Annotated in this window: 12 protein-coding genes; 4 read left to right on the top strand and 8 right to left on the bottom strand. The window is 42.9% G+C overall.

Annotation, left to right across the window (positions count from 1 at the left end; all coding sequences use genetic code 11):
• The first annotated feature begins 216 nt into the window (after positions 1 to 216).
• Together D1164_RS23670 and gltX are read left to right on the top strand one after the other, a co-directional pair.
• The gene (locus D1164_RS23670) at positions 217 to 489 is read left to right on the top strand and encodes a hypothetical protein (protein WP_147372246.1); all 273 of its coding nucleotides are present in this window, start codon (positions 217 to 219) and stop codon (positions 487 to 489) included.
• Entirely contained in the window at positions 486 to 2,015 is a 1,530-nt protein-coding gene (gene gltX / locus D1164_RS20450) for a glutamate--tRNA ligase (RefSeq protein ID WP_119351766.1), read from the top strand. Before D1164_RS23670 ends, gltX begins: the two co-directional genes overlap by 4 nt.
• Before the next feature lie 56 nt (positions 2,016 to 2,071).
• Here the strand turns inward: gltX and D1164_RS20445 are convergent, their stop codons facing one another.
• From D1164_RS20445 to D1164_RS20410, 8 genes are all read right to left on the bottom strand, one after another.
• Positions 2,072 to 2,263, bottom strand: a complete 192-nt coding sequence (locus tag D1164_RS20445; protein WP_119351765.1) for a hypothetical protein — start codon at positions 2,261 to 2,263, stop codon at positions 2,072 to 2,074.
• 207 nt (positions 2,264 to 2,470) lie between these two features.
• Entirely contained in the window at positions 2,471 to 3,265 is a 795-nt protein-coding gene (gene trpA, locus D1164_RS20440) for a tryptophan synthase subunit alpha (protein WP_241558304.1), read from the bottom strand.
• 136 nt (positions 3,266 to 3,401) lie between these two features.
• Positions 3,402 to 4,583: a tryptophan synthase subunit beta gene (gene trpB, locus D1164_RS20435; RefSeq protein ID WP_119351764.1), complete on the bottom strand. Its 1,182-nt coding sequence runs from the start codon at positions 4,581 to 4,583 to the stop codon at positions 3,402 to 3,404.
• A gap of 91 nt (positions 4,584 to 4,674) precedes the next feature.
• Positions 4,675 to 5,271, bottom strand: coding sequence for a phosphoribosylanthranilate isomerase (locus D1164_RS20430; RefSeq protein ID WP_206611083.1), 597 nt, complete (start codon positions 5,269 to 5,271; stop codon positions 4,675 to 4,677).
• Positions 5,272 to 5,422: 151 nt separating this feature from the next.
• Positions 5,423 to 6,217, bottom strand: coding sequence for an indole-3-glycerol phosphate synthase TrpC (gene trpC, locus D1164_RS20425; protein ID WP_119351762.1), 795 nt, complete (start codon positions 6,215 to 6,217; stop codon positions 5,423 to 5,425).
• Positions 6,218 to 6,256: 39 nt separating this feature from the next.
• Positions 6,257 to 7,243 (bottom strand): anthranilate phosphoribosyltransferase, encoded by a 987-nt coding sequence (trpD, locus tag D1164_RS20420; protein ID WP_119351761.1) that lies wholly within the window; start codon positions 7,241 to 7,243, stop codon positions 6,257 to 6,259.
• 30 nt (positions 7,244 to 7,273) lie between these two features.
• A complete protein-coding gene (locus D1164_RS20415; RefSeq protein ID WP_119351760.1) occupies positions 7,274 to 7,870 on the bottom strand; it encodes an anthranilate synthase component II in 597 nt (198 codons plus the stop codon).
• A 44-nt stretch (positions 7,871 to 7,914) separates the two neighbouring features.
• Entirely contained in the window at positions 7,915 to 9,324 is a 1,410-nt protein-coding gene (locus D1164_RS20410) for an anthranilate synthase component I family protein (protein WP_119351759.1), read from the bottom strand.
• Positions 9,325 to 9,882: 558 nt separating this feature from the next.
• Here D1164_RS20410 and D1164_RS20405 point away from each other — a divergent pair.
• Both D1164_RS20405 and D1164_RS20400 read left to right on the top strand, forming a co-directional pair.
• Positions 9,883 to 11,052 (top strand): NHL repeat-containing protein, encoded by a 1,170-nt coding sequence (locus D1164_RS20405; RefSeq protein ID WP_147372245.1) that lies wholly within the window; start codon positions 9,883 to 9,885, stop codon positions 11,050 to 11,052.
• A 78-nt stretch (positions 11,053 to 11,130) separates the two neighbouring features.
• On the top strand, positions 11,131 to 12,252 hold the full coding sequence (locus D1164_RS20400; protein ID WP_119351757.1) for a DUF3500 domain-containing protein: 1,122 nt from the start codon (positions 11,131 to 11,133) through the stop codon (positions 12,250 to 12,252).
• Positions 12,253 to 12,273: the final 21 nt, after the last annotated feature.

The raw sequence follows: 12,273 nt of genomic DNA, 5'->3' as shown, positions 1-12,273 counted from the left end.
TATTGATTTATAGCGATGTGCGAATTAGTTATATAATAGGAGAAAAATGAAGTGGGGATTGGGGCAAAGCCCCAAACAAGTGGATAACCAGTCTGTTGTTATGAATAGGGTTTTGCAGGTAAAGTTTTTTACATCGAACTCACGTTGTTTTGTGAAATTCAATCACTCTCTTAAAGTTAGTTTTGAAAAAATTTTGGGCGAAGATAAAAGTGAACCTTGGCCCGCAAATTCCTTCCAGATGCTATGTTTTTGGTTCAAGTTGGAGCAGAGCGTAAATTCCGACTATTATTTCGGGACAGGAAAAAAGTTAAATGGATATTGAAAGTTAAGCGTGATTACTTTTTTGCTCCACCGGATTTTTATGTTGACCCCATCTTTTCTCTGCAACTAAAGGAATGGATAAAAATGCACTTTATCGTTTTTACAAGAAAGTCTGAATCTTTTATTTCCCCTATATTTGCAGAAATTTTTGAAATGCAACTGCAATGAACCATTCGAAAGTACGGGTACGTTTTGCCCCGAGTCCAACAGGACCGCTTCATATTGGAGGAGTCCGCACCGCTTTATTTAATTATCTTTTTGCAAAAAAGCAGGGAGGCGATTTTCTTCTGCGCATTGAAGATACTGACCAGACCCGGTTTGTACCGGGCGCCGAGGAATACATCGTGGAAAGCCTGAAATGGTGCGGCCTGGTTCCCGACGAAGGCCCCGGAATAGGTGGTGAATTTGGGCCCTACCGTCAAAGCGAACGCAAAGATTTGTATAAAGAATACGCCAACCAACTGGTAGAATCAGGCTGGGCATACATTGCTTTCGATACCCCGGAGGAAATTGAAAAGCTTCGTCTGGAAGCAGAATCGAATAAAGAAACTTTTTCGTACGGAATAGCAACACGAAAGAAGCTCAACAACTCACTCAATCTTTCTCCGGAAGAAGTGCAGCAAAAAATAGCTTCAGGCGAAGCGTATGTAATCCGCTTCAAAATGCCGGAAGACGAAGATGTTACTGAAAATGACATTATCCGCGGAAGTGTAACATTCAATACCACAAAAAGCCTCGACGACAAAGTATTGTTTAAGTCTGACGGAATGCCCACATACCACCTGGCCAATGTGGTGGACGACCACCTGATGCAAATTACGCATGTTATCCGGGGAGAAGAATGGTTGTCGTCTCTTCCGTTACATGCATTACTTTACCGTGCGTTTGGATGGGAAGACACCAAACCGCAATTTGCCCACCTGCCGCTCATCCTGAAACCACAGGGGAAAGGAAAACTAAGCAAACGGGATGGCGATAAAATGGGATTTCCGGTGTTTCCCCTGCAATGGAAAGATCCCAAAACAGGTGAAGTTTTTCGCGGATACCGTGAAGATGGCTACTTCCCGGAAGCTTTTATTAACCTGTTGACCTTACTGGGTTGGAATCCCGGCACCGAAGAGGAATTTTTCTCATTGAAAGAACTGACACAGGTTTTCAGTCTGGAACGGGTCGTAAAATCCGGGTCGCGTTTCGATCCGGAAAAAGCAAAATGGTTTAACCGGCATTACCTTCAACAAAAGCCGGAAAATGAATTGACAGAACTTTTTAAACCGTTTTTGAAAGAAAAAGGCATTGTTGCATCGAATGAAAAAGCGGCAAAGGTGGTGGCTGAAATCAAGGAACGTTGTGAATTTGTTTCCGATTTCTGGGAACAGGGAAAATTCTTTTTTACGGAGCCTGAATCTTACGACGAAAAAACAGTAAAAAAGCGCTGGAAGGAAAATACTCCGGAACAACTATCGGCTATCGCCGAATTGTTTGAAACAGTAGAGCCCTGGAATGCCGTTTCATCAAAGGAAGCCTTTTCTGCTTTTATGAACGAAAAGGAGTGGAATTTTGGCGCTATCATGAATCCGCTCAGGCTTTGTCTGGTTGGGGGAAATATGGGACCTGACTTGTTTAAAATTTGCGAGATACTTGGCAAAGAAGAAACCATTGCCAGAATAAAAACGGGAATAGAAAAAATAGGATAAGCTTCGCTTTCAAATGAAAATAAAAAGGGTGTATCCGAAAATACACCCCTGGTTTTTTACGCCGCAATGCTGGAAAAAACTTCTTCCAGAACATCGGGATACTTATCTCTGAAATTCTCGTAGCACCAATCGTGAAACTCTTGTACGTCAGCGGGTTCCACCCAGCGAACGCACTTCGCCAATTCTTTTTTGAACAGCTGTTTACTGAAACTCACTTTGGGTAAAATAACTTTTGCGTAATCGAGCATGGCCAAAATGTTTAATGTTTTACAAAAATCGTTAGTAATATAACAGCTAAAAGCGAATTAAGGTATGTTCTAGAATATGGTTTAACATTCCTTAACAATAACACACCATTTTGTCTTTTTATATCTGGTTGAGCAATTGCCGGTTATACCCCAAGAGGCAAAAACCTGTTTTTAAACATGAACGACTTTACCGAGCTCCCAGAGTGTTTATTCCGTGTCCCGGATACTCTTTACGAACTCCTGAATGGAATCTTTTAGCATAGCTCCCGTTTGAAGTGCTTTTATAAACGCACTGCCAATAATGGCCCCGCTAGCATAATGGCAGGCGTTGGCAAAAGTAGCTCTGTCAGAAATACCAAAACCAATTAACCGCGGGTTTTTCAGGTTCATTTGCTGAATCCGTTCAAAATAATCCCGGTGAAAATCTTCCACCTTTTTCCCCGCCCCGGTTGTTGCTGCTGAGGAAACCATGTAAATAAAACCTCCGGAAGCCTCATCTATCTGCCGGATACGTGCTTCTGAGGTTTGGGGCGTAATCAGCAAAATGTTATGGAGGTTGTTTCTTTGAAAAATCTCTTTGTAATGCGACTCAAACTCCTCCAATGGCAGGTCGGGCAAAATCAGGCCATCAATACCGACTTCATGGCATTTTTTACAAAAATCTTCTACTCCGAACTGCAATACCGGATTAATATACCCCATCATAATCAGTGGGATTTTAACCGTTTCCCTGATATTTTTCAACTGGCCAAAAAGAAGTTTCACATTCATGCCGTTCTTCAGAGCCGTTTCACTACTACGCTGAATAGTGGGCCCATCGGCTGTAGGGTCAGAAAAAGGAATGCCAATTTCAATAAGCCCGACACCATTTTTTTCCAGTTCCTGAATAATCTCTGCTGTGTCATTCAGCCGGGGAAATCCGGCCGTAAAATAAACCGAAAGTATGTCTCTTTTTTTTGTTTCGAAAAGCGTGTTGATCCTGTTTTGCATATTTTTTCTCATTAATAGATACTACTATTATCGCGTCATATTCTAATTCTTTCCCTTCCCTCAAAGTGGGCAATCCGGCGCAGACTTTCTCCGCAGAAACTACCGGGTGGCAGGAATATAAATCCGATACCTGACATGACTCTGTATTCTAGTACCCAAAATAATCCAGGTACGTTTCCATATCCTTGTTCCCACTGCCCGAAAGGTTGACTACGTTTACATCATCCGGCTTCATCTGAATTTTGTCCAGTGCAGCCAGTGCATGTGCCGACTCCAGTGCCGGAATGATTCCCTCCTTCCGGGTAAGGAGAAGAGCAGCTTCCAGCACCTCCTCATCGGTAGAAGCCAGGTATTTGGCGCGTCCGGTTGTAAACAGATGCGAATGCAGGGGCCCGATTCCGGGATAATCCAGCCCTGCTGAAATGGAATATGGTTCAGTGATCTGTCCATCTTCATTTTGCATGAGCATGGTACGACTGGCATGCAGCACACCGGGAGTTCCTACCCGCAAGGTGGCAGCCGTTTCTTTTGTTTCCACTCCTTTCCCGGCCGCTTCCACACCAATCAACTCTACCAGATCTTCGTCGAGATAATGATAAAATGCACCGGCGGCATTGCTTCCCCCGCCCACGCAGGCCAGAACACGGGTGGGAAATTCACTGCCGGTTTTTTCCAGCAACTGTATTCTCATCTCACGACTGATAACCGACTGGAAACGCGCTACCATGTCGGGATACGGATGCGGCCCCACTACCGAACCGATGATGTAATGAGTATCCTCCGGATTGTTAATCCAGTCGCGCATAGCTTCATTGGTAGCATCTTTTAAGGTTTTATTTCCACTGTGAACCGGAATCACCTCGGCGCCAAGCATTTTCATTTTCTTCACGTTAGGTGCCTGCCGCGAAACATCAAGCGCCCCCATGTACACCACACATTTTACCCCCCGCAACGCACAAACCGTTGCAGTTGCTACCCCATGTTGTCCGGCGCCGGTTTCTGCAATGATCCGGGTTTTACCCAATCTCTCAGCCAGTAGAATCTGCCCTACCGTATTATTTAACTTATGGGAACCTGTGTGATTCAAATCTTCACGTTTTAAAAAAATTTTTGTTCCATAATGTTCCGACAACCGGCTGGCAAAGTAAAGCGGCGAAGGCCTGCCTACATAATCTTTCAGCAATTGGTCAAACTCTTTTTGAAATGCCTCCGACTTTATTATCTCAAGGTAATCACGCCGTAATTCGTCGATGTTGGTGTACATCATCTCGGGAATCCATGCTCCTCCAAATTCACCGTAATATCCTTTTTCATTGACATCATACTTCATTTGTCTTCTGATTTAAATTACTCCTTTGTGGTTCTCTGTGCCTTCTCTGCAATAGAAATAAATTTAGTCCCGAAAAACGTTTCCACGGAACTCAGAGAGCTTTCATTTCTTTTATAAAATTTCCCAGTTTTTCAATATTCTTCACTCCCGGTTCATCTTCAAAACCGCTGTTCAAATCAATGCCGAATAGCTGACGATGGTCCAGTCCCCTGATTTTTTCTGCATCATCTGGCTGAATACCTCCGCTTAAAAAAAACGGGATCTCCCCTTCATACTTTTCCAGAATGGACCAGTCGAATTTTTCTCCGGATCCGCCGGGAAGATTTGTTTTGGTGTCGAACAAAAAATAATCGACAGTTTTTTCATACGTTTTCAGCAAAGCAAAATCAAAAGCTTCATTCAGGTTAAATGCTTTTATCACCTTCAAACCCTGAGCTCTTATAATTTTGCAGGTTTTGGGATTCTCTTTTCCGTGAAGCTGAACATATTCAAAATTCAGGTTCTTAGCCAGCGCCAACATTTCAAAAACATTTTCATCCATAAAAACACCCGCTTTGGGTTTTCCTGAACCAAAAAGTCCGGTATCAGGATTTTCGCCGACGTATCTTTTTGAAGGCGGATAAAATATGTATCCCAGCAAATCCACCGGCAATTTCTCCACTGCGTTGCGGTTTTCGGTGAATTTCATTCCACATACTTTTATTTTAAGTGATTTTACCATCGTTTAAATCTTTATTTTCCGTCACATTCTTTTCAACCGGTTTCTCCTCCCGGCTTGTCATTTCTCCTCATTCTTCGTCGAAATCTCTCCGAGCCAGCGGATTTCTCACCTTCGTTCCTCAGGTTAGAAATGACAGCTCAGCTATCAACTTTTTACAAGCTTTGCCCGGGTTCTCAGTTTTCATAAATGTCTCCCCAATCAAAAAACCTTTAAACCCGCTCTTTCTTAAATAGTGGATTGTTTCGGCCCCTGCCAGTCCACTCTCCGAAATTTTCACAAAACGACCGGGAATGAGCCTGGCCAGTTTTACCGATGTTTCCACATCCACTTCAAATGTTTTCAGGTTGCGATTGTTTACGCCAACAATGTCTACAAAGTCATTCAACTTTTCCAATTCTTCTTCGTTATGAACCTCCATCAGTACTTCCAACCCCAGACTTTTAGCCTTTTTGGCCAACACCTCTGCCTCTTCCTTTTCGAGGCACGCGGCAATGAGCAGAATCACATCAGCCCCAAAAGCCTTTGCTTCAACCACCTGGTACGTATCAATCATAAAATCTTTTCGAAGGATGGGAATATCCGGATTCACTTCCCGTGCTTTTGCCAGGTTGGCCAGTGTTCCGCCAAAATATTCATAATCAGTCAAAACCGACAAACCAGCAGCACCGGCATTTGTGTAATCTTTGGTCACCTCTTCTGCCTTTACCGAAAAGTTGATTTCCCCCTTCGAAGGCGATTTTTGCTTAAACTCTGCAATAATCCCGGAAGAACCTGGCTTCTGCAACGTTTCCTTTAACGAATTGCAATTTCTCCTGTATCCCGGATATTTTTTGAGTTGTGAAACAGAAACCATCCTTTTCTGGCTGGCTACTTCATTTTTCTTGGTTTCAATTATTCTATCAAGTATATTCATCCTTCTTTCTTTTTATTGCCCCAAGAGAAGGAGCAATTTTTATCCAATAACCGCCTTCAGTTTTTGCAAAGCCTTTCCGCTTTTCAGCGATTCACGGGCTATTTCAACACATTCTTTTAAGTCTTTTTCAGGAAAAACAACCTGGATCCCCAGGGCTGCATTTGCCATTGCAACATTTTTTTGTTCCGGGGTTCCTTTTCCTTCGAGAACATCCATAAAGATCCGGGCTGCCTCGTCAATGGAATCGCCTCCATAGATACTTTCGGAATGAATTTTTTCAAATCCAAAATCAGCGGGCGCAAGATAGCCCTCTTTCCTGTTTCCCGCAAAATGGGTGTCGTCTGTTAAGGAAACTTCGTCGTAACCATCGTTACTGTTAACAACAATATAATTTACATCCAGCGTCTCATATACATTCCGGTAATGGTTAAAATTCTCTTCATTGTTCACTCCCAGCAACTGGTATTTGGGAAAAGAAGGATTAATCATAGGGCCCAGAACATTAAAAAACGTCTGTACTTTCAGGGCACGACGAACCGGTGCAATGTGTTTCATTGCCGGATGGAAAAGCGGAGCGTGCATAAAGCAGAAGTTCCCTTTTTCGAGATCGTTTTTCAGCTTTGCCGGATCATTGCTGAACTGATATCCCAATAATTCCAGCAGATTTGACGAACCGGAAGTGGATGAAACGGCGTAGTTACCATGCTTTGCAACATTTACCCCGGCGCCGGCAATAATAAAAGAAGCCAGCGTTGAAATATTAAATGTATTTTTTCCGTCGCCACCGGTACCAACCACGTCAATTACGTTATATTCTGCAAGGTCGATAGCAAGGCACAACTCAGCCATTGCATCCCGGAAGCCGGCCAGCTCTTCAGATGTAATACTTCGCATTTTAAAAACAGTAAGGAACGAGGCAAACTCCACCTCGCTGTGCATGCCTTTCCCTACTTCCAGCAGGCTCGCTTTGGCCTGTTCACGGCAAAGTGTTTTTCCGTCAAAAAGGTATTGTAACGTTTCTTTCATGCCTAATCATTTTAATCTCAATAAACTTTTCTATTCTTCAAACTGCGGTTGTTCATTCTGCATGCCCAACCAGTTCCCCAGAATTTTTTCACCCAACGGAGTAAGCACCGATTCGGGATGAAACTGGACGCCTTCAACATCAAGCTCTTTATGTTTCATCGACATAATCTCCCCTTCCTCGTCGAGGCTCGTAATTTCAAAACATGCGGGCAGGTTTTCCTTCTTCACAATCCATGAATGGTATCGCCCCACATCAAACGACCCGGGTAATCCGGCAAAAAGAACAGACGGATTGCCGGTAAGTTTAACCGGTGTAGCCACTCCGTGAAACACCCGGTTCATATTAAAAAGTTCTCCCCCAAACGCTTCGCCAATGGCCTGGTGCCCCAGACAAACCCCCAGAATACTTTTTTTCGGAGCATACATTTTGATAATCTCCAAAAGCAATCCCGACTCTTCAGGTAACCCGGGACCGGGAGAAAGTACAATTTTGTCGTATTTTTCAATGTCCTCCAGACTCACTTCATCGTTGCGAAACACGTCCACCGGCAAGCCCGATATTTTTTTGATGGCATGCACAAGATTGTACGTGAACGAATCGTAATTATCAATAACCAATATTTTCATAGTCTCTATTTTTTATCGTATTACCCACTACTTTGAACTCCCTTCTAATTAATTTCTTTTGCCATTTCAATGGCTTTTTTCAAAGCAGCCAGTTTGTTGTTCACCTCCTGCAACTCATTTTCTTCTTTCGAATCGGCCACAATGCCGGCGCCCGCCTGGTAAAACAGCCGGTTATTTTTACTCAGAAACGACCGGATCATAATCGCATGGTTTACCGTCCGGTCAAAACCCAGATAACCAATGCACCCGCCATAATAACCACGATTTTGGTTTTCGTATTTATCAATCAACTCCATCGCTTTGTATTTGGGCGCACCGGAAAGCGTACCTGCCGGGAATGTTTCACCCAGTACTTTTACTAGGTTGGTTTCATCCGTAATTTTGCCCGAAACCTGCGAAACAAGATGAATAACATGCGAGTAAAATTGTACTTCGCGGTAAGTTTCAACCACAACATGATCGGCATTCCGGCTCAAATCGTTGCGAGCCAAATCAACGAGCATCACATGTTCTGCATTTTCCTTCGGATCTTTGCTCAGTTTTTCTGCCAGCTCACGATCCTGCTCATCGTTGCCGGTACGTTTAAATGTTCCGGCGATGGGATGAATATACGCTTTGTTATTCTGAATACGAATTTCTGCCTCGGGACTTGAACCGAAAATACGGTAGCTTCCATAATCAAAATAAAACAAATAAGGCGAAGGATTAATGGAGCGCAACGAGCGGTACACATTAAAATCATCACCTTCGAACTGTTGTGAAAACTGACGGCTCAGCACAATCTGAAACACATCGCCCCGATAACAATGTTCCTTGCCTTTGGTTACCATCTGCCGGTACTCTTCATCTGTGATATTTGACGTTTCGCCGTTTACAGGTTGAAATTTAGCCGTCGAAAAATTGAGATTAATAAGCAGGTGATGGATGTAATCCATTTGTGACTTTTCTCCGTCAAGCAGGTTTTCCACCATGTGAATTTGATTCCGGTGGTGGTCAATGGCCACAATATATTTGTAAAAACAGTATTTCACCTCCGGAATTTGATACTCCTCTTTCTTTTCAGCCGAAAACAGAATATTTTCGAAGTGCTGCACTGCATCAAAATTAATGTACCCAAACAACCCGTTGGCAGGGAGTTCGATTTCATCCGAAATTACATCGAATGTTTTGAAAAATCCATCCAGTTCAGTATGTAACTTTCTTTCTTTCGAAAGCCGGAATTGTTCCTTTTCCCTTCCCGGAAATTCTTTGGTTACTTCCCCGTTGTTCACCGTAAAAAAAGCCACTGGGTTGAAACACACAAACGAGTAAGCATTTTCATTTCCGTGGTAGTCAGAACTTTCCAGAAGAATGGCCTTAGGGTAAAGTGTGCGTAAACGCAGGTAAATACTCACCGGCGTAACAGTGTCTGCCAGAATCTTCCGCACTACAGGTTTAAATTTTAACTTTTCCATTTATCTATTTTTATTGTTATTTCTACTTTTCTTATTCCAAAAAAAAGCGGCTCACCGTGAATCGATGAGCCGCTTTTCTGCTTTTTGGCAACAGGCATTACCTCTCTTCACGAATTTGTAAAAAGTTGCTCTGCCACCACCAATTTATATTTTGAATATTCTTCATCTAACTAATTCTAATTTTTGTTCAACAGATTCCCTCATCATTTTGTTTTTCAATATCGAAAAAAAAATCCACCTCTTTTAAAATAAAAAAACCTGCCCTTTTCGAGGAGCAGGTCCATGTTGAAATATTTCTTGAAAAATACCAATATGGCTATAAACTCCTCACTTTAAGCAAGAAGACCCCACCACGGAAGCCATATTGTATTTATTCTTTTAATCATCTTATTGAATTTCGGTTCAAAAGAATAAAAATTTTTTCAAAAATAAAACAAAAGGATGACATTTTTTACCAGAACCTTCATTTGTATTTACCGTAATACCTTTTGTCGTTTACATCATTTTTAATTTAGAACGGCTATGCTAAAAATAACTAACCATCGAGAACTAATTCTCTTGACTGTAACTTTACTGTTTTGCACCCGGCAGGCTTTTCCTCAACTACCGGACGTTGCCTGGGAAAAACAATTACCGGATGCTCCTTCCCATTATTTTTCAGATGTAACGGAATTGGAAGATGAAAGCTTTGTTGTATTAGGGGCCATTCAAATGCCGGTTGACAGAGAATTTGACACCTGGCTTTTAAAATGCAACAAGAGTGGAGACACGCTAAAAACCAGAATTTTCAACAAACCGGGAAATGATATCCCGTTAAAGATTATTCCCAATCCGCCAAACGGATTTTTGATTGCTTCCATAACCATCTTCCCGGGCGGTAAACCCAAAACACGCCTAATGGCAGTTGATGCATCCTTTTCACAAAAATGGATTACAGACTCTGAAAAAACTACTGCTGTTTCGCAAACTGATGTAGCGGTGGATAATGACGGCAACATTTGGTGGATAAACACCTTAGAAGATGATAATGGAGAATCACAGGTACTGCTCCGTAAAATAGACGCTGAAGGCAAAACAACGGGTGAATTCGTTATAGATAAAGGCAATCAGTCCTCCGCCTATGCAATCAGGGTGCTGCCAGACGGGATGCTGGCCGTTGCAAGCCAGGTGCAGGTCACTGACGGTAATCCAACTATCCAGGTTACCAAAATGGATACCAACGGAAAAGTGCAATGGAAATCGCTCACTCCGCCTTCCGGGAAAGTACTGACACCGCAATGCCTGTGCTGTTCTCCTGACAACACATTGTTGGTTGGCGGCTGGGCTGGTATGTGCTGGAATCCCGATGCACTGGTAAACGAACAAATCTGGGATTACGATTACTGGCTGTCCAAAATTGACGCGAACGGAAAAATTATATGGTCACAGCAATACAACCGACAGGGCTCTGAAAAGGGAACTGCCATTGCCGTCTTGCCCAGTGGCAACATTATGGCAGCAGGGAAATGCGAAACTTCCTTTACCGGTACCATTGGCCCCTGGCTGCTACTTGTTGATAAAAACGGGAAACTGCTGAAAGAACAAGTTTATAAATTCAAATTCACAAAAGACCAGGCTACCCGTATTATCTGTACTTCCGACGGAGGTTTTCTGATGGTCGGCCCGGGATACATCGAAAACCGGAATCAACTCTCCGGATGGGTGAAAAAGCTAAATCCTGTATTGTAGAAGAATATCATTCGTTCACCTGAACCTTGTCCCAACTCCTGTGTTTTAACCTTCTACAAGGAATTAAAATACAATTCAATGAAACGGTTCGGACAAAACAGGAACAGATGGGCAGGAAGCTACAAAAGAGTAATAATTTCTCTGCCAGTAATCCTTCTGTTTCTTTTAACAGGTTTCGTCAAAGATTACACCCCGGATCAAAACATCAAAAATATGAATCCGGATGTTTCTGCGAAACAGAAAGAGAAATCCGGGAAAGCAGTAAAATTTCTGCATTCATTAAACCAGGCTCAACGGGATAAAACACAATTTACGTTCGGTGATTCATCTAAAACGAAATGGCATTATTTGCCGGGAGCCTCCTGGGATAGAGAAGGAATCCAGCTTCACGAATTGAATGAGACACAAAAAGGATTGCTTTTTTCGCTCCTGCAGGATTTTCTGAGCAAATCCGGTTATTCTAAAACGAAAAGGATAATTGAACTGGAGGAAGTCTTGGCTCAATTGGGAGGGAGTCCTTCTTTGCGGGATCCGGAAAAATACTTTGCCGCTTTTTATGGAAATCCGGAACGTGACAGTTTGTGGTCCTGGTCATTTGAAGGGCACCACATTTCGCTTAATTTTACCGTGCTAAACAATACCGTTTCAATGACTCCCCTTTTTTTTGGCGCAAACCCTGCCGTTATTCCGGACGGTAAAAGAAAAGGGGAACGTACCCTGGACAAAGAAGAAGATATTGGCCTGGAATTGATCCACTCCATGTCGGCCAGTCAAAAACAAACAGCCCTATTTCAGGAAAATGCTTTTCCCGATATTACTACTACCAATGCAACGGAAGTAAACCCGCCGGCCCCGGTTGGTATCGCAGTGAAAGAGTTGAACCATACGCAGCAAAACATCGTCATAAAGTTGTTGAATGAGTACCTCTCAGCCATGCCGACCGAACTGGCGTCAAAACGGATGGAAAACCTGAGGAAAGAAGAATTCGAAGAAATTCATTTCGGATGGGCCGGCGCCACAAAATTGGGAGAGCCACATTACTACCGGATTCAGGGCAAAACGTTTCTCGTAGAATTCGACAACACCCAAAACAATGCCAACCATATCCACACAGTATGGCGGGATTTCGACGGGGATTTTGGCAGGGACTTAATCCGGGAACATTACCAAACTTCGGATCACCATCACAACTACCATTAGAATACACATTAACCTTTGAAT

It is taken from the genome of Mariniphaga sediminis, assembly GCF_003573545.1.
Classification (GTDB): domain Bacteria; phylum Bacteroidota; class Bacteroidia; order Bacteroidales; family Prolixibacteraceae; genus Mariniphaga; species Mariniphaga sediminis.
Note: the sequence above shows the minus strand (reverse complement) of the source record. Positions and strands in the feature narration are given on the sequence as shown.

What these genes read in the sequence shown, in the direction of transcription:
- trpD (WP_119351761.1), bottom strand. Translation starts at nt 7,243, where the DNA reads ATGAAAGAAACGTTACAATACCTTTTTGACGGAAAAACACTTTGCCGT.
- gltX (WP_119351766.1), top strand. Translation starts at nt 486, where the DNA reads ATGAACCATTCGAAAGTACGGGTACGTTTTGCCCCGAGTCCAACAGGA.
- D1164_RS20415 (WP_119351760.1), bottom strand. Translation starts at nt 7,870, where the DNA reads ATGAAAATATTGGTTATTGATAATTACGATTCGTTCACGTACAATCTT.
- D1164_RS20430 (WP_206611083.1), bottom strand. Translation starts at nt 5,271, where the DNA reads ATGAAATTCACCGAAAACCGCAACGCAGTGGAGAAATTGCCGGTGGAT.
- trpC (WP_119351762.1), bottom strand. Translation starts at nt 6,217, where the DNA reads ATGAATATACTTGATAGAATAATTGAAACCAAGAAAAATGAAGTAGCC.
- trpB (WP_119351764.1), bottom strand. Translation starts at nt 4,583, where the DNA reads ATGAAGTATGATGTCAATGAAAAAGGATATTACGGTGAATTTGGAGGA.
- trpA (WP_241558304.1), bottom strand. Translation starts at nt 3,265, where the DNA reads ATGAGAAAAAATATGCAAAACAGGATCAACACGCTTTTCGAAACAAAA.
- D1164_RS20445 (WP_119351765.1), bottom strand. Translation starts at nt 2,263, where the DNA reads ATGCTCGATTACGCAAAAGTTATTTTACCCAAAGTGAGTTTCAGTAAA.
- D1164_RS20400 (WP_119351757.1), top strand. Translation starts at nt 11,131, where the DNA reads ATGAAACGGTTCGGACAAAACAGGAACAGATGGGCAGGAAGCTACAAA.
- D1164_RS20410 (WP_119351759.1), bottom strand. Translation starts at nt 9,324, where the DNA reads ATGGAAAAGTTAAAATTTAAACCTGTAGTGCGGAAGATTCTGGCAGAC.